This window comes from Rahnella sp. PD12R, assembly GCF_019200965.1.
Classification (GTDB): domain Bacteria; phylum Pseudomonadota; class Gammaproteobacteria; order Enterobacterales; family Enterobacteriaceae; genus Rahnella; species Rahnella laticis.
Genome location: NZ_JAHTMS010000003.1, coordinates 60,397 through 75,643 on the forward strand (window position 1 = coordinate 60,397; position 15,247 = coordinate 75,643).

20 protein-coding genes and 1 pseudogene are annotated in these 15,247 nt (G+C 53.2%); all 21 read left to right on the forward strand.

Annotated features, from left to right (window positions below; genetic code table 11):
- The first annotated feature begins 408 nt into the window (after positions 1-408).
- Positions 409-975: a hypothetical protein gene (locus KWG64_RS07415; RefSeq protein ID WP_218521442.1), complete on the forward strand. Its 567-nt coding sequence runs from the start codon at positions 409-411 to the stop codon at positions 973-975.
- Between the two features lie 191 nt (positions 976-1,166).
- Positions 1,167-1,496 carry a hypothetical protein gene (locus tag KWG64_RS07420; protein ID WP_218521443.1) on the forward strand — a complete coding sequence of 110 codons (330 nt, stop codon included), beginning with the start codon at positions 1,167-1,169 and terminating at the stop codon, positions 1,494-1,496.
- A 2-nt stretch (positions 1,497-1,498) separates the two neighbouring features.
- A complete protein-coding gene (locus tag KWG64_RS07425; protein ID WP_218521444.1) occupies positions 1,499-2,047 on the forward strand; it encodes a lysozyme in 549 nt (182 codons plus the stop codon).
- 2 nt (positions 2,048-2,049) lie between these two features.
- The gene (locus tag KWG64_RS07430) at positions 2,050-2,583 is read left to right on the forward strand and encodes a hypothetical protein (protein WP_218521445.1); all 534 of its coding nucleotides are present in this window, start codon (positions 2,050-2,052) and stop codon (positions 2,581-2,583) included.
- An 89-nt stretch (positions 2,584-2,672) separates the two neighbouring features.
- Entirely contained in the window at positions 2,673-2,921 is a 249-nt protein-coding gene (locus KWG64_RS07435; RefSeq protein ID WP_218521446.1) for a hypothetical protein, read from the forward strand.
- Positions 2,922-3,032: 111 nt separating this feature from the next.
- The gene (locus KWG64_RS07440) at positions 3,033-3,353 is read left to right on the forward strand and encodes a GrlR family regulatory protein (protein ID WP_218521447.1); all 321 of its coding nucleotides are present in this window, start codon (positions 3,033-3,035) and stop codon (positions 3,351-3,353) included.
- 40 nt (positions 3,354-3,393) lie between these two features.
- Entirely contained in the window at positions 3,394-4,038 is a 645-nt protein-coding gene (locus tag KWG64_RS07445; protein WP_218521448.1) for a hypothetical protein, read from the forward strand.
- A gap of 261 nt (positions 4,039-4,299) precedes the next feature.
- Positions 4,300-4,869 (forward strand): hypothetical protein, encoded by a 570-nt coding sequence (locus KWG64_RS07450; RefSeq protein WP_218521449.1) that lies wholly within the window; start codon positions 4,300-4,302, stop codon positions 4,867-4,869.
- Positions 4,811-6,919, forward strand: coding sequence for a phage terminase large subunit family protein (locus KWG64_RS07455; RefSeq protein WP_218521450.1), 2,109 nt, complete (start codon positions 4,811-4,813; stop codon positions 6,917-6,919). The genes KWG64_RS07450 and KWG64_RS07455 overlap by 59 nt, the downstream gene beginning before the upstream one ends.
- A gap of 11 nt (positions 6,920-6,930) precedes the next feature.
- Positions 6,931-7,194: a gpW family protein gene (locus KWG64_RS07460; RefSeq protein WP_218521451.1), complete on the forward strand. Its 264-nt coding sequence runs from the start codon at positions 6,931-6,933 to the stop codon at positions 7,192-7,194.
- A gap of 71 nt (positions 7,195-7,265) precedes the next feature.
- Positions 7,266-8,831: a phage portal protein gene (locus KWG64_RS07465; RefSeq protein ID WP_255562114.1), complete on the forward strand. Its 1,566-nt coding sequence runs from the start codon at positions 7,266-7,268 to the stop codon at positions 8,829-8,831.
- Positions 8,828-9,682, forward strand: a complete 855-nt coding sequence (locus tag KWG64_RS07470) for a S49 family peptidase (protein WP_218521453.1) — start codon at positions 8,828-8,830, stop codon at positions 9,680-9,682. Before KWG64_RS07465 ends, KWG64_RS07470 begins: the two co-directional genes overlap by 4 nt.
- A 2-nt stretch (positions 9,683-9,684) precedes the next feature.
- Positions 9,685-10,362 (forward strand): DNA primase, encoded by a 678-nt coding sequence (locus KWG64_RS07475; RefSeq protein WP_218521454.1) that lies wholly within the window; start codon positions 9,685-9,687, stop codon positions 10,360-10,362.
- Positions 10,362-10,775 (forward strand): head decoration protein, encoded by a 414-nt coding sequence (locus KWG64_RS07480; protein ID WP_305080197.1) that lies wholly within the window; start codon positions 10,362-10,364, stop codon positions 10,773-10,775. Before KWG64_RS07475 ends, KWG64_RS07480 begins: the two co-directional genes overlap by 1 nt.
- Before the next feature lie 109 nt (positions 10,776-10,884).
- Entirely contained in the window at positions 10,885-11,934 is a 1,050-nt protein-coding gene (locus KWG64_RS07485) for a major capsid protein (protein ID WP_218521455.1), read from the forward strand.
- 2 nt (positions 11,935-11,936) lie between these two features.
- Positions 11,937-12,239, forward strand: coding sequence for a hypothetical protein (locus KWG64_RS07490; protein ID WP_218521456.1), 303 nt, complete (start codon positions 11,937-11,939; stop codon positions 12,237-12,239).
- Positions 12,239-12,583, forward strand: coding sequence for a hypothetical protein (locus KWG64_RS07495; RefSeq protein ID WP_218521457.1), 345 nt, complete (start codon positions 12,239-12,241; stop codon positions 12,581-12,583). The genes KWG64_RS07490 and KWG64_RS07495 overlap by 1 nt, the downstream gene beginning before the upstream one ends.
- The gene (locus KWG64_RS07500) at positions 12,580-13,125 is read left to right on the forward strand and encodes an ATP-binding protein (RefSeq protein WP_218521458.1); all 546 of its coding nucleotides are present in this window, start codon (positions 12,580-12,582) and stop codon (positions 13,123-13,125) included. The genes KWG64_RS07495 and KWG64_RS07500 overlap by 4 nt, the downstream gene beginning before the upstream one ends.
- 16 nt (positions 13,126-13,141) lie before the next feature.
- Positions 13,142-13,297 (forward strand): annotated as a pseudogene (locus tag KWG64_RS25625) (DUF2635 domain-containing protein); the annotation flags it as partial.
- Between the two features lie 86 nt (positions 13,298-13,383).
- On the forward strand, positions 13,384-14,868 hold the full coding sequence (locus KWG64_RS07510) for a phage tail sheath subtilisin-like domain-containing protein (protein ID WP_218521460.1): 1,485 nt from the start codon (positions 13,384-13,386) through the stop codon (positions 14,866-14,868).
- A gap of 9 nt (positions 14,869-14,877) precedes the next feature.
- Positions 14,878-15,246: a phage tail tube protein gene (locus tag KWG64_RS07515; RefSeq protein ID WP_095921538.1), complete on the forward strand. Its 369-nt coding sequence runs from the start codon at positions 14,878-14,880 to the stop codon at positions 15,244-15,246.
- Position 15,247 lies beyond the last annotated feature (1 nt).

The window sequence follows — 15,247 nt, forward strand, 5'->3', positions numbered from 1 at the left end:
ATCTGTTAAGAGTGGTCACGTAGTCACAAAGCTTAGAGAATCTCAGAGCCTCGCTCCGGCGGGGTTTCGTCGTTTCTGGAGGATAGTAAAATGCACCACTAAACGGATAGACCGGAGGCGTCAGCCAATGCAGCAGTTATGATGCTGTCCCGAGTCCTACAGGGAGCCAGATGCAGGTCCGAACTGCAATATGCGCTGGTGAGGGTTATTAAAGAAGAAGGCATACCGGTAGAGCAGCGCGCCAGCCAAACGCGCACCGGTTATCAGCGGCGATGATGCGACAGCAACTCAAGGGCATGGGCGCGGCCACTGCGAAAAGTGGTGAATTAATTATTAAGCGTATGCATAATTCTTAGCCTGCTTAAGCCGCCATTGAGATATGGCTTTATAGATCAGACCGAGGGAATTATGAACGTCCGTCAATTTGCAGCAGCATTATTTTTTATTCCGCTTCTTTCAGTGGCAAATGTGTCCCCGATAGAAAACATTGTTGCCCCTGGAGGTAACATTGTATTTTACATCAATGGCACACCCGAAGATGTTAAAAACGGTGGCGGTGGCTCAGAAATTGAAATGAGAAATATGAAAACTTCTCAATCTGATATTTTGCTGAAAGCAACACCCAGCGATGAGCCAAAAGATAATTTATGGGGTTTTTCTCGCTTGAGGTTATCGCCAGACTCGAAAACTCTTTTCTTTCAATCAATTGCTTGGGCAACATCTGACGCAATACATTCTTTAGACATTGCCTCTAAGAAGACTCAATTCGTTACTGACGGCACTCTTGTTTGTATTGTGGGTGCGGGCGAGTATCAAGGGCACTTGATCGTGCAACAGCATCGGTATTTCGTTCAAGGCGGTGCTTACGATTTTTTATATTTATATGATGTAAATGGAAAGAAAGAAGGTCTGGTGGCTACAGATACTATTGAACAGGTGGATTTGTTAAAGCTTTGCCAATCCATGACCCTTTGAATGCACACCATTTGAAGCATAAAAGATAATTAATTCAGTTTAAAAATTTGAAAGGCTGCCAATTGGCAGCCTTTTTCCGTTTCGGCGGCCAGTCAATCAGCCAACCACTCCACTTTCGCAAAGTGACTGAGCCGCTAATTCCTTCTTTTATCACGACTACGCACCCAACCGGATGACCGGAGGGCGAGACCATGAAAATGAACCCACATTCTGACAACTTGACGGGCGGCGGGGCGCTGTTAACTCTGCTTTCTTCGATCGCTGGTTTTATAACTTTAGAACGTGTCTACATGGCGTCGGCTCTTGTGGGCATCGTAATCATGCTTCTTGGTTATCTTGATAAACGCAGCGCGATAAAGGCGGCGAAAAAAAACGACGCAGAACGCCTTAAGCTCGACAGAGAATTAACGCAGGCGACAATTGACTCACTGAAATATCGCACGGATACCCCAGCAGTCGCTAAATATCCGCAGATATCCGAGGGCATAAAAAGCGTTCTCGAAGCGGCTAAGGACGATTGACCATGGCAATTATCAAGAAAGCTGGTGCTACAGGTGGTATCTGCTCGGTAATGGCGATCATCGCCATTGTAGTTTCAAGCGGTCAGGTTCGAACAAACGAACAGGGACTTGAGATTATGGGTAACGCCGAAGCATGCCGCCGAGAACCGTATGTATGCCCTGCCGGATATCTGACGGACGGGATCGGCAACACTCACGATGTGAAACCCGGCACGCGAAAAACTGATCAGCAGATAGCCGCCGACTGGCAGAAAAATATTTTGGACGCGGAAAAATGCATAAACACGTATTTCCGTGGTCGGGACATGAACGATAACCAGTTCAGCGCCATGACATCCGCGGCGTTCAATATGGGGTGCTCCAGTTTGCGGACGTACTACAGCATCGCACGAAAGGCCCGTTTTGAAACATCAATCCACAAGTACGCGCAGGCCGGCAACTGGCCGATGATGTGCAATCACCTGCCTGACTTCGTGAATGGTGGCGGTAAAAAACTGCCTGGCCTGGTTATCCGACGCGATAAAGAAAAAGCGCTCTGTCTGGAGGGCTAATCATGATCAATTGGTTCCGCATCAGCGTAACCGCGTTTACAGCTGTTTTTATCGCGCTGATGATTTTTTTGGCATTTCATTTTTACGGGAAATCCGTAGAGGCAAAAGGGCAGGTGAGCCAGCTCCAGTCTGATAACGCCCTCCAGTCCGAAACCATTTCAACCCAGGCGTTTAATTTCCAGCGAGCAAATCAGATTGCCGGCGCCGCGCAGCTGTACGCGGTGCAAATCGTCGGAAAGAGCCAGGAGAGAGAAATTGAATACCGAACGATTATCAAAAGTGACCCGGCCAGCGGCAAGTGTGTTGATTCTTCTGTTGCTGACCGCCTGCTCGGGTACACGAAAAGTTTACGTACCAGCGCAATGCACTCCGATACCGGCCAGCCTTCTGCAGAAAGTAGCGCCACCACTTCCACCGGCTGCCGATTGACATACGGGCAGGTTGTTTACTGGATTGACCCGTTGCTAACGGCGATTGACCAGCTAAATAACCAGCTCGACGGCATTAAACAGGCAGAAGAGGCCAGACAGAAATGACAAAGCTAAAGAGCATATTTCTATGGCTAATCAGCTTCTTTTACACACCAGTCACTCAGACTGAAACCCAGACACAAGAGGAAAGTGCAATGTCCGATATCCCGGTAGTAGATGTAGCAACACAGACAGCAGCAGTTACCCTTCAGGCATCAGGTGACGTGACCATCACTTCCCCTGGATTGAGTGGCGCTGGAGTTCTACTGCAAACAGCCGCAACTGAAGCAAAAGTAGGTGTAGCTGACCTTGATGCAGCACTGAACTTTATCGAAAGCGGCGTTGCACAGTTGGGCGATGCAGCAAAAGACGAGCTGAAAACGCTGGCGAGGAAATACCTCTGATAAATACACATCCTGAAATATTTATTGCTGATTAGGTTGAAAAATGCTCTGAGAGCAACAATAGATTTTGTGCACCCAATTTTGAGTGCGCCGAACTTTTAAGGGATGAATATGAAAGACGGTATTTACTTTGTTGTATTCAGCAGCAATCAGAATGACGTGGGAAATGGGACCGTAGTTGTGAGGGATGGCTCCGTGAACGGTGGAGACTTTGGCTTTACCTACCAGGGTAAAGTTGATGGTGCAAAATTGGATCTACATGTTTTCCAGCACAACCCTAATGCCCAGAATATCTTTCATGGCGTTAAGGAGTACACCATCAATCTCAGTATTGCAGAAGTGTCTGGCGGGTACAGCCTATCCGGTTCTGTAAACGGTATTGCTGGTGCCATACTAACAGTGAAAGCCAAGAAAATTGGCGACCTGGTATAAAATATAAACCTCCTTCGGGAGGTTTTTTATTGGAGCCATTATGGCTGATATAAAAGACCTTTCTGCCAAGCTCCAGTCTCTGAAAAAGCAAATCCCGTTTGCAACAGCTAAGGCACTAACCAGCGTTGCCCGACAGATCGCCGCGGCAGAGAAAACTGCATTTCAGCGGAAATTGGAGAACCCAACGCCTTTTACTGTTAACTCGGTTGGTTCTGCGGGGGCACGCCGCGATAACCTGATCGCTAAAGTATTTGTTCGCGATATTGCTGCCGGGTATTTGGAGCCTTTGGAGTTTGGTGGTGTGCATAAACTTAACGGGCAGGCTCTGCTCAATCCTAAAAACGTCAAACTAAACAAGTACGGCAACCTGTCACGCAACAAACTCTCCCAACTCAAAGCCAAACCTGATGTGTTCATTGGTGATATCGATGGCATTAATGGGGTATGGCAGCGCGTGAAAGTGAAGAAGGGTAAAAAAGGCAAAAAGCGTCAGAAGCGTTCAGCTAATGGCACGCACCGCGCACGGGTGAAGAACCCAATGCCCAAACTCCTGATCCGGTTTGGTGATGCGCTCCCTGTTAAACCCACATTGGGATACATGGACAGAGCCGAGAAGATGGCGGCGGGTCTGATGCCCGGCGCGTTGAGTAAGGCGATCGACGAAGCACTCCGCACTGCACGATGATAATGGCTCCTAATAAAAAATGGGTCCTTCCCAGGACCTTTTTAATACACGGGCATTGCGCGCGGCACAGTTTCACCAGCTATAAATTTTTCATTTTGTGTCCCATGTCCCACGTGCATATTTATGCACTGACTATTGCCAGCCCTTACGCCCCGCGGCTTTGTTGATTTTTTATGTGGGACATTGGCGTGGGACATTTTGGTGGGACATAAAAAAATGTCCCATCTGAATGTCCCATTGTCCCATCGAGGAAAATGTCCCATGTCAACGATGACCCAAATTGAATATGCGAAGCACGCTGGCGTCGATCGCAAGACGATTGGCCGCTGGGTTAAAGCGGGAAAATATATCGTACTCGAGGGAAATCTCATTGATGTTGAAGCCAGTGATAAAGCGCTGGCGACTCTGCGCGATGGCAAAGATCCGCGTACTCAGAACGCGGCCAAAAAGAAAATACTCAAAGCAGAAACCGGATCACCTGACGAGACAACCACAGCCCAGGCGGTAAAAGAAATCATGCTGGCGACCGGCGCAGAAATGTCGCGGGAAGAAGCTAGCAGGGTGAAAGAAAACTATCTTGCACTACTGACAAAGCTCGAATTCGAGAAAGAGGATGGTCAACTGGTCGAGCTCTCTGTTGCTGAAGCTGTGCTCTTTGCTGCCTTTCGCCAACAGCGCGATGCCTGGATGAACTGGCCGTCAAGGGTGGCTCCCCTGATGGCGGCTGACCTGGACGTCCCAGCCGACAGAATGACCGAGGTGTTAATCGAACATGTCCATAAACACATCTCCGGACTCGGCGAGCCTGAATTTAACACAGACGAAACGTGAAAGACTGTTAAGCAGCATCAGGAAGGGGTGGACGCCGCCGCCGCGCATCAGCGTCCCAGACTGGGCAGACCAGTTCCGCAAGTTAGCGAAAGAAGCGGGCAGCACCTCGGGGAACTGGGAGACTGAAACGGTTGAAATCGCCCGCGGCCCGATGCTCGCCGCCACCGAATCAGGCGTTCATATCATTACAGTGATGTGCTGCACGCAGTTAATGAAGACGGCGCTGCTTGAAAACCTGTTTGGTTATTTTGCGCATCTCGATCCCTGTCCGATGTTGCTCCTCCAGCCAAAAGAAGATGCGGCCGAACAGTTTTCCAAAGAGCGCATCACGCCGATGGTGCGTGTTACCCCGGTGCTGCGCGACCTTATTGGCTGCAACAAGCAGAAGAATTCAAAAGAAACGCTGCTGTATAAATCGTTTACCGGCGGCTTTCTGGCGCTGGCTGGCGCGGGGAGTCCTGACAACCTTGCGCGCCGTCCTATCCGCGTGCTGCTGGCCGATGAGGTGGATAAATATCCCATCACCCGTGAAGGCGATCCGATCACTCTCGCCGAGGAGCGTACAGCAACCTTCGGGCTGAACTGGCTTTCTGTCCGTGCCTGTTCGCCAACTGTTGAAGACGAAAGCCGGATTGCAGCGAGCTATGAAGATTCCGATCAGCGCCGCGCGTCGGTGGCATGCCCGCACTGTGGCCACCGACAGTTTCCAGATTTTTTTAAGCACATTCACTGGCCGTCAGACGGCGATAAACACCATACCAAACAGGCCATGATCCACTGTGAAAGCTGCGGCACGGGATGGTCTGAGGGTGACAGGCTGCGGTCGCTGAGAACAATTCAGTGGCATCAGACAAAACCTTTTGAGTGCTGCGGCACCCGACACGTTCCGCTTAATCTCTACGAACAGGCATGGCACGCCGACGATGTTACCGCAGTCAGTAAGGTCTGGCAGTGGTCGGCATCCGAGCGGCACGCCGTTCACCGGATCGTTTGCCCGGACTGTGGAAAGTTAGGGGTCGATAATATCCACGCCGGTTTTCAGGCGTCGAAGTTATTCAGCCCGTGGCAAAAAGATAAGCCGGCGGATATCGCGGAAAAATATCTGAAAGCCAAAGGCGACCCCGATAAAGAGCTGGCCTGGTGGAATACCCAGATGGGCCTGCCTCACCGGCCTAATTATGGTAAGCGCCTTCCCGTTGATGTGCTGCTTGCGCGGCGCGAAGTATTCAACGCTGAGGTGCCGGACGGTGTAGCCGTTCTGACGGCGGGCATCGATACCCAGAATGACAGGCTCGAGGTCGAGGTGGTGGGGTGGGGTAAAGACGAGGAAAGCTGGTCTGTCGCGTTCGATGTGATTGAGGGCGACCTTGAAACGGCAGAACCCTGGCTGCGGCTTGACGCCTATCTCAAACAGGTATGGCGACGCGCCGACGGTCGGGGTTTTACCATCATGGCTGCTTGCCATGACTCAGGCGGTAACCATACGCAAAAAGTGTATGAGTTTTCACAGGAAAGACTGGGTCGCAGAATTTGGGCGATCAAAGGTGAATCGGCCACGGGGGGTAAACGTTCACCCATCTGGCCGAATAAGCGTCCGACGTCGAAAACCCGCGCGAAATTCCGTCCGATCATTCTTGGCGTCAACTCTGCAAAAGATTCCATTCGCTCCCGATTACACATAGAGCAGCCCGGTCCCGGTTACATGCACTTTTCAACCGATCGGGATATGGGGTATTTCACGCAGCTCACAGCGGAACGCTTAGTCATGAAAGAAGCCGCCGGCCAGCGCTACAGCGTGTGGGAGTTGCCGCCGGGCAAAGCTAACGAAGCGTTAGACTGTCGTGTTTACGCTTACTCCGCCCTATGCGGCTTGTTCCATGCAGGCCTTAAATTAAACGCAAAAGCGATAGCTCTGGAAAATAACCCTGACACGTTATTGCCTCCGGCCCCGGAGCCTGAAGAAAAACAGGATCTCCGGTTACCCGGCGTCATTATTACCGAACCTGAAAAACCTCAGCGCAGACCACTGCACAAACGCCTGGCTAATTAAAAAGGAATCCTATGTTCGATCCCAACTCCAGTTTATTGGCTGGTGCGCTGACCCGTGACCAATTGACGGCGGCGTTAACAACGGCCCAGCAGGCCTATCTTGAGCTGTCGTCCGGCGCCAAAGGTGTTTCATTCTCGTATGCGCAGGGCGACGGAACGCGGTCGGTGAGCTATCAGCAAACTGATATCGCTCAGCTCACCGCGCTTATTCAACTTCTGCAGGCCCAGCTGGGCATCGTGCCGCGTCCGCGCAGGACGTTAAGGTTCAGGTGGTGATGAAAACCGGAGAAGTCAGGATCCTTGGGCCTAATGGCCGACCATTACCTCCTTCAAACGGCCGAGCATCGATGCTGAATGGCTCAGGCAGCGTGCCTTATGACGCAGCGGATTCCTTCAGCGATTCTATGGCTAACTGGCAACCTGCACTCTGGTCGCCGGATAACGAAGTTAACATCTACCGTGACCGCATCGTTTCCCGCGTTCGCGACATGGCACGTAATGACGGATGGGCTTCCGGCAGCGTCACGCGAATTCTTGATAACGCCGTCGGCGCAAACTTTCGTCCGATTGCCAAAGTCGATTATCGCGCGCTGGCCATGCAAACCGGCATTAAAGCCTTTGATGCCAAATGGGCGGATGAATATGGGCGAGCGGTTGAGGCCGCCTGGCGCACTTGGGCAAAAGACCCTAACTGTTATTGCGACGTCGAAAGAAAAAAAACGGTGTCCCAGATGCTCCGTCTGGCGTTTCGCCACAAGTTAGTGGACGGGGATGCGCTGGCAGTCCTGCAATACCGAACCGACCGGCTCGGGCATGGTCGCGCGCGATATGCCACAACGGTGCAAATTGTTGATCCAGATCGCCTGAGCAACCCCCAGCAGGTTTTTGACATGCTGAAAATTCGCGGTGGCGTCGAAATTGATGATGACGGTGTGCCGGTGGCGTATCACATCCGAAAAGCCCACATGGGAGACTGGTGGAGCGCTGAAAAAACCATGACTTGGGAACGTATTAAGCGCGAAACAGCATGGGGGCGGCCAATAGTTGTTCATGATTTTGACAGTGAAAGAGCAGGTCAGCACCGCGGTACCAGCGTTTTCACGCCTATCGTTCAGCGTCTGAAAATGCTGATCAAATATGACGAGGTAGAACTTCAGGCATCCATCCTGAATGCCATATTTGGGGCATACATCACTTCACCATATGACCCAAGACTGTTTGAAGACGGACTCAAAACAGATGACGTTCTCGAATATCAGGATATGCGTACCGATTTTCATAAAGACAATCGTATTTCGCTGCAAAGCGGTGCACGTATGCCTATTTTGGCTCCTGGTGAAGAGGTTGCCACCGTTAATGCCGCTCGACCAACAAGCAATTTTGCAGCGTTCGAAAGCGCAGCATTACGCAACGTGGCCGCTGCACTGGGTATTTCCACCCAGCAGCTGACGCAGGACTGGTCTGATGTTAACTACAGCTCTGCCCGCTCCGCGATGCTGGAGGCGTGGAAAACCCTGACCCGCCGACGTGATGATTTTGCCAGCGGCTTTGCCCAGCCTATCTTCAGCAGCTTTATTGAAGAACTCCACGATCTCGGTGAGGTTCCTCTCCCTGCTGGCGCGCCGGAATTTCTGGCAGCCAAAGCGGCCTATTGCCGCGCGCAGTGGATGGGACCCGGTCGCGGCTGGGTTGACCCCGTTGCTGAGAAAAAAGGCGCGATCCTCGGTATGGATTCCGGCATGTCTACGCTGGAAATGGAGGTGTCAGAGAACGTCGGCGAAGACTGGGAAGAGCTTCTCGATCAGCGAGCGCGTGAAGTCGAGGCGTTCAAAGAGCGCGGTTTGCCCGTGCCCTCATGGGGACAGGCGGACACCTTTGCTCCTGAAACAATTAAAGACCCGGAGGCACAGTGAATTTACCCCATTTAGCGCAGCGCTTGTTTAACACCCCGCTGGCGCTGCACCCCCGCAAAGCTGAAGTCGTCATGGCCGCGCTGACTGACCGTTTCGGCCTGACGCGCATTCAGTCAATGTCGGACTGGGATGACGATGAAGACAGCGCATTCACCAGAAAGGCCCGTGATACGGGATATGACGTGGTAGAGGGTGTCGCGGTGATCCCCATTCAGGGCACGCTGGTGCAGAAGTTGGGCACGCTGCGACCCTACAGCGGCATGACCGGGTATGACGGCATCCGGGCCTGTTTCCTCCAGGCCTTGAACGACAGCGACGTTAAAGCCATTTGCCTTGATATTGACTCGCCGGGTGGTGAAGTAGCCGGGTGTTTTGATCTGGCCGACGTCATTTATGCCTCCCGTGGCAGTAAACCTATCTGGGCAATTTTATCGGAAAGCGCTTACTCAGCGGCCTATGCGCTGGCGAGTGCCGCAGACAAAATTATTGTTCCGCGCACCGGCGGCGTCGGTTCTGTGGGCGTCATCGTCATGCACGTTGACTGGTCTCAGAAGATTAAAAGTGACGGGCTGCAGGTCACGATCATCACCTACGGGGATCGCAAGGCTGAATCCAATCCGTATGAGCCATTAAGCGACACGGCGCGCAAAGCCATTCAGTCAGACATTGATGAAATGGGCCGCCTGTTCGTGAGCACCGTCTCCCGCAATCGCGGGATAGCAGAAAGAACTGTCCGTGATACCGAAGCCGCCTGTTTCCTTGGCGCCGACGGTGTGCAACTGGGACTGGCTGATCAGGTGTCCTCACCGGATGCGGCATTCCGCGATTTATTACAATTAGTTGGAGAATAATAATGTCAGTGAAAACAAAGAAAATTCGAGGTTTTGCACACCTTTTTGGTTTTTCCGCTAACGCTTCAGAAGAGGATGAAGACGAGAAAGAAAAATCCAAAAAGGCAAAAGCGCGTCGGGCTGAAGAAGAGGAAAAAGATAAAGAGGACAAAAAGGACAATTCTGAGGAAGACGACGATAAGAATAAGTCCAGGAAGTCCAAACGTGCCAAGGGCGATGATAATTCTGACGGCGGCGATGATGTCGAAGACGACAAGGAAAAGTCCAAAAAAGCCAAAGGCCGCAGCGCGGAAGACGATGACGACGACGCGGATGCTGATGAAGGCGACGACGATGACGGCGACGATGATGAAGACGATCGTGACGTCAAAAAAGGCCGCCGCGCCGAGCGTAACCGCATCTCCCGTATTCTCGGCAGTAAATATGCTGCGGGTAAAGGGCCGCTGGCGGTTTCTCTGGCCATCACCACCGGCATGAGTTCGGCCGCTGCTATCTGCGTGCTGGCAAGCTCTGGTCCGGTGCAGGCACCGCAGCAGTCTCGTCGTTTATCTCTGGACGAGCGCATGGCCAAAGTCGAAAACCATCAGTTGGGCAATGACGACGCGGGCCCATCAGGGAATGCAAACACAGTGGTCACCCGTGCGGCCGCTCTCTACAACCAGGTTAAGGGTAAAAAATAATGACTGTGAATTCAGTGGGGCAAAATGCCTGGGTGCCGGGCGTACAGCATGACAGCTTCATCCCGGATCAGTTGTTGTCCGGTCCTCTGCAGGTGGTATCCGATACGGTAACCATACTGACCGGTTCTACGGCAACCTATAAGCGCGGTACCGTACTGGGTGTGATCACTGCCTCCGGGAAATACACCCTGAGCGTGGCGACAGCAACCGACGGCAGCCAGGTTCCGCAAGCCATTCTGGCCGATGATGTGAATGCCACCGCAGCGGACACGTTAGCCGGCGTATATCTGATGGCCGAAATCAATAAAAACCGCATTACCTTTGATGCGAGCTGGACGCTGGCCGCGCTTAAAACGGCACTCCGCCCTTACGGTATTTTCCTGCGTGACAGTGTTCAGGCACCTGCCAGCTAAAACGTAGCTCCCCTTTAAATCGCCTTCTTCGCATGCCCTTTACCGGGTAGGGCGTTATGCATCCATTTTTTATCCCGGCCAGCAGGTCGGGACACAGAGAGAACACGCTATGTCTCAATCTATTTACGATACGGTGTCACTTGTCGGACTGGTGCCGAACCTGATGACGTCGCAAAACTTCATCCTCGACCGCTTTTTCCCGAACATCGTGACCAGTAACGATGAATATGTGGCGATCGATGTAGACGTCGGTCTACGTCGTATGGCGCCGTTTTGCTCGCCTTTAGTCGAAGGTAAGCTGGTTGAAAGCCGCCGTTATCAGACCGACAAGTTCAAGCCTGCTTACATCAAAGATAAACGTGCGCCTGATCTGCGTAAACCTATCCGCCGTCAGATTGGCGAGCGTATTGGCGGGGAATACACCGCCACTGAGCGTGAAATGCTGAACATTCAGTTCGAGATGAGTGACCAAATCGACATTCTTAACCGCCGTCTTGAATGGATGGGCTGCAGCGCAATTGCTACAGGCACTGTTACCATTAAAGGTGAAGGTTTCCCGACCACTGTTGTAGATTTTGGCCGTGACCCCTCCTTGACCATTGCTCTGAGCGGTTCAGATAAATGGCCGACCAGCGTAGCTGCTGGTGCGACCAATACTCAGCCAACGGATGATATTGAAACCTGGCAGGCATTGATTCTCCAAAAGTCCGGTGCGCAGGCGACGGATATTGTGTTCACCAACAAGTCATGGAAGGCATTCAAACTGGATACTTCGCTCAAAGGGGCGATTATCTTGCCAGCACAAAACCCGTCAGGGAACATCATTAACCCAGGCCCGCAGATTGTGAAGGGCGCTGTTTGTAAAGGTTTTTGGGGGCAATACACGCTCTGGCTTTACAACGACTGGTTCATTGACCCGGATACCGGCATTGAAACCCCGATGATTGCAGACGGTTCAGTTGTTATGTCAGGGCCAGATCTGATGGGCACCCGCGCTTTTGGTGCCATTATCGACCCAGAATTTAACTATGGGTCGATGGCTTATGCGCCCAAAAGCTGGATCCAACCGGACCCTGCGCAACGCTTTGTATTGATGCAGTCTTCCCCAATCGTTATCCCAAGCCGGGTTAACGCGGCCCTTTGTGCGACGGTGGTGTGATCATGGCAAAAGATAAAACAACCGAAGCGGCCTCAGAGGCCGCTGACCTGGTCAGCGTGGTTGTTCTCAAGGGAAAACATCTGCGGCATGACGGCGAGGATTACGCTCAGAATACGCGTGTCCAGTTATCCGAAGCGGATTCAAAGCGCCTCATTGCGCTGGGTTTCGTGAAGTCTCTGTCTGATTTGCAGCAGGAACTGGAAGGCGCTGGCCCGCAGGAAGTTTCTGTGACCCAGGCAGACAGTCAAACCAGCATTACCACCTCAGACCCGGTAAGCCCGCCACCTGAGAACGGAGCGGACTGATGGGCATCAACTGGGATCAGCATCTGCTCAGGCCGTTACAGGGGGTGTTTGGTGACCCGGTTGATTTCCGGCCCGCGGGTGGTGCGGCTTATACCATCAGCGGGATTTTCGACCGCGCCTACACGCAGGAGGTTGAACCTCTGGACGACGGCAGCACGATAAACACGACGTCCCCCGTCCTGGGTGTGCTGGACAGTGAGTTCAGCGTTCTACCGAAGAAGGGGGACCGGGTGTTTATCGGCACGGTCGGCGGCGAGACGGTGAACACGTTGTTCACCATCGCCGATATCCAGCCGGACAGCCACGGCGGCTCAAAGCTTATTCTTAACAGGGTGAAGGTATGAATGCAGCAACTTTGCGGGGGCTGGTTATCAGCGCGCTTGCGGGGAAGACAGATGCTCTTGAACGGGTCTATTCCCCGCGCGACTGGCCCACGTCTGAGGATATGTATCCCGCAATTCTCGTGCAAACCCCTTTCGATGTGAAAAACTCCCTAGGACGTAACGTACCGCAGTTTACGACCGTGACCACCGTCCGGATTACCGGCCGCCTGCAGGAACTCGATGACCTTGATCAGGACAACGGGGCGGTCAAAGCGGAAGAGGCGCTGGAGCAGTTGCGCGAACAAATCGAGCGGGCGGTGATCAACAGTTATGACCTGACCCGACAGATTCAGCAGTTTTTGCAGCTGCGTTCCACGATTGATATCAGCGCGGCCGGCGAAGGGCATACCGCTCAGTTACTGATGGATCTGGATATCGAGTATTACCAGGGGCCGGAAGAATTTTACCCCATCGAAGCGGATCCGCTTCAGGGGATCGTCGTCACCCTTATCGAGCCTGACGGCACGCCGGAAGTCGGCGTCACCATCGACCTGCCTCAATAACATTCTGGAGTATCCCATGTTTGTAAAACCCGCAGCCGGGCGCACAGTGCGTGACCCGGTTAAAGGCACCTTTTTGCCCGAAGAAGGGGCAGAGGTCGCTGAAAGTATGTTCTGGAACCGCCGGCTCCGCGACGGGGATGTGATCACCGTTGACACCTCCGCGCCTGCAGCGAAATCGCCGGCGTCCGCAAAGGGCGTAGACGCGACGGCCACCACTGATAAGTCAACCGCTTCAACGGACACCGGGAGTGCGAGCTAATGAACTTTCAAAATATCCCCAGCAATCTGCGGCCACCGCTTTTCTATGCAGAGTTTGACAACTCGCAGGCGAACACTGCAACGGCTACTCAGCGCACGCTGATCATCGGTCAGATGCTGACGAACGCCGCGATAAATCCCAATACCCCGGTTATTGAATCGTCAGCATCGAATACTGCCGGTATTTATGGTGCCGGTTCGATGTTGCATAACCAGATGGCGGCGTATCTTGCCAACGACATTGCCGGTGAAATTTATCTGCTGCCGCTGGTTGATGGAACATCGATGGCGGCGGCGACCGGCACCATTACGCTGACCACGGCGCCGAGTGAAACCGGTGTAATTTCACTGTATGTCGCGGGCCAGCGCGTGCAGACCACGGTGTTGAGCACCGACACAGTGACTTCAATGGCCACAGCGCTGACGGCGGCGATTAATGCCACCATTGCGTTGCCGGTAACGGCTGCAGCGGCCGCCGGCGTCATTACTCTGACGGCAAAAAACAAAGGCACGCACGGCAACAGCATTGATTTGCGGCTGAATTATCTGGGCAGCGCGGGCGGGGAAGCCACGCCTGATGGCCTGGGTATTACGCTTACCGCCATCACCGGCGGGGCTGGCGCACCGGACATGACGACGGCGCTGGCAAACCTCGGCGACCGGACCTTTGATTTTATTGTTACTCCTTATACCGACACGACCTCTCTCGATGCGCTGAAGAATTTGCTTTCGGACAACACCGGTCGCTGGAGCTACGCTTCACAGCTTTACGGCCACGTCTTTGGGGCCGTGTCTGGCACCTATGGACAACTGACCACGCTCGGCGAAGCCCGCAACGATCAGCATGCCACTTTGCTGGGGGTATATGACTCGCCAACGCCGGCTTATGTCTGGGCCGCGGCTGCAACGGGCGCGGTAGCGGGTAGCCTGCGCAATGATCCTGGGCGCCCCCTGCAAACGCTCTCGATTGCCGGCGTGCTGGCACCGCCACTGGCTTCACGTTTCGAGTTGACCGAGCGCAACAACCTGCTTTACAGCGGCATTTCGACCTTCACGGTGGCTGATGACAGTACTGTGCAGGTGGAAAATCTGATCACCACGTATCAGACCAATAAATACGGGGATGCGGACGATAGCTATCTGCAGGTGGAAACGTTATTCCTGCTGATGTTCGTCACCCGCTTTATCCGCACGCAGATCACGTCGAAATTTGCGCGCATGAAGCTCGCCGCTGACGGTACTCGCTTTGCGCCGGGATCCGCGATTGTGACGCCAAATATTATCCGTGCAGAGCTGATCGCCCAGTACACACAGCTGGAATACAACGGCTATGTGCAAGATTCCAAAGCCTTCGCCGCCGGTCTGATTGTGACGAAAAGCACGACCAACCCGAACCGCGTAGACGTGTTATGGGACGGTGTGCTGATCAACCAGCTGCGCGTATTTGCACTTCTTAACCAGTTCCGCCTGCAAGCCGCGGCGTAAGGAATAACAATGGGTGATACCTCCAACCGCCTGGCAGGCACCGCGTCGGTGACGACCAATGGCGTCACAATCATGGTCGCCGGGCAGTTCAAATACAGTCCTTCAACCGTAAAACGTGAAACCCTGACCGGGATGGATCGCGTTCATGGCTATAAAGAAAAGCCTTCCGCGCCGTATATCTCCTGTCAGGTCCGCGACAGCGGTGGCACCACGGTGGCGGACTTTAACGACATGACCGATGTCACCGTGGTGGCTGAACTCGCCAACGGTAAAACGATTATCGGCACCGGGATGTGGACGGTCGAATCGCAGGAAGTGGACAGTGAAGACGCCGTGTTCGATGTTCGCTGGGAAAGCTTCTCAGTCGTGGAGAGCTGAT

Coding starts and splice junctions, on each gene's coding strand:
- KWG64_RS07510 (WP_218521460.1), top strand. CDS start 13,384: ATGAACTTTCAAAATATCCCCAGCAATCTGCGGCCACCGCTTTTCTAT.
- KWG64_RS07450 (WP_218521449.1), top strand. CDS start 4,300: ATGTCAACGATGACCCAAATTGAATATGCGAAGCACGCTGGCGTCGAT.
- KWG64_RS07500 (WP_218521458.1), top strand. CDS start 12,580: ATGAATGCAGCAACTTTGCGGGGGCTGGTTATCAGCGCGCTTGCGGGG.
- KWG64_RS07425 (WP_218521444.1), top strand. CDS start 1,499: ATGGCAATTATCAAGAAAGCTGGTGCTACAGGTGGTATCTGCTCGGTA.
- KWG64_RS07430 (WP_218521445.1), top strand. CDS start 2,050: ATGATCAATTGGTTCCGCATCAGCGTAACCGCGTTTACAGCTGTTTTT.
- KWG64_RS07475 (WP_218521454.1), top strand. CDS start 9,685: ATGTCAGTGAAAACAAAGAAAATTCGAGGTTTTGCACACCTTTTTGGT.
- KWG64_RS07465 (WP_255562114.1), top strand. CDS start 7,266: ATGCTGAATGGCTCAGGCAGCGTGCCTTATGACGCAGCGGATTCCTTC.
- KWG64_RS07435 (WP_218521446.1), top strand. CDS start 2,673: ATGTCCGATATCCCGGTAGTAGATGTAGCAACACAGACAGCAGCAGTT.
- KWG64_RS07440 (WP_218521447.1), top strand. CDS start 3,033: ATGAAAGACGGTATTTACTTTGTTGTATTCAGCAGCAATCAGAATGAC.
- KWG64_RS07490 (WP_218521456.1), top strand. CDS start 11,937: ATGGCAAAAGATAAAACAACCGAAGCGGCCTCAGAGGCCGCTGACCTG.
- KWG64_RS07445 (WP_218521448.1), top strand. CDS start 3,394: ATGGCTGATATAAAAGACCTTTCTGCCAAGCTCCAGTCTCTGAAAAAG.
- KWG64_RS07420 (WP_218521443.1), top strand. CDS start 1,167: ATGAAAATGAACCCACATTCTGACAACTTGACGGGCGGCGGGGCGCTG.
- KWG64_RS07515 (WP_095921538.1), top strand. CDS start 14,878: ATGGGTGATACCTCCAACCGCCTGGCAGGCACCGCGTCGGTGACGACC.
- KWG64_RS07455 (WP_218521450.1), top strand. CDS start 4,811: ATGTCCATAAACACATCTCCGGACTCGGCGAGCCTGAATTTAACACAG.
- KWG64_RS07480 (WP_305080197.1), top strand. CDS start 10,362: ATGACTGTGAATTCAGTGGGGCAAAATGCCTGGGTGCCGGGCGTACAG.
- KWG64_RS07415 (WP_218521442.1), top strand. CDS start 409: ATGAACGTCCGTCAATTTGCAGCAGCATTATTTTTTATTCCGCTTCTT.
- KWG64_RS07495 (WP_218521457.1), top strand. CDS start 12,239: ATGGGCATCAACTGGGATCAGCATCTGCTCAGGCCGTTACAGGGGGTG.
- KWG64_RS07460 (WP_218521451.1), top strand. CDS start 6,931: ATGTTCGATCCCAACTCCAGTTTATTGGCTGGTGCGCTGACCCGTGAC.
- KWG64_RS07485 (WP_218521455.1), top strand. CDS start 10,885: ATGTCTCAATCTATTTACGATACGGTGTCACTTGTCGGACTGGTGCCG.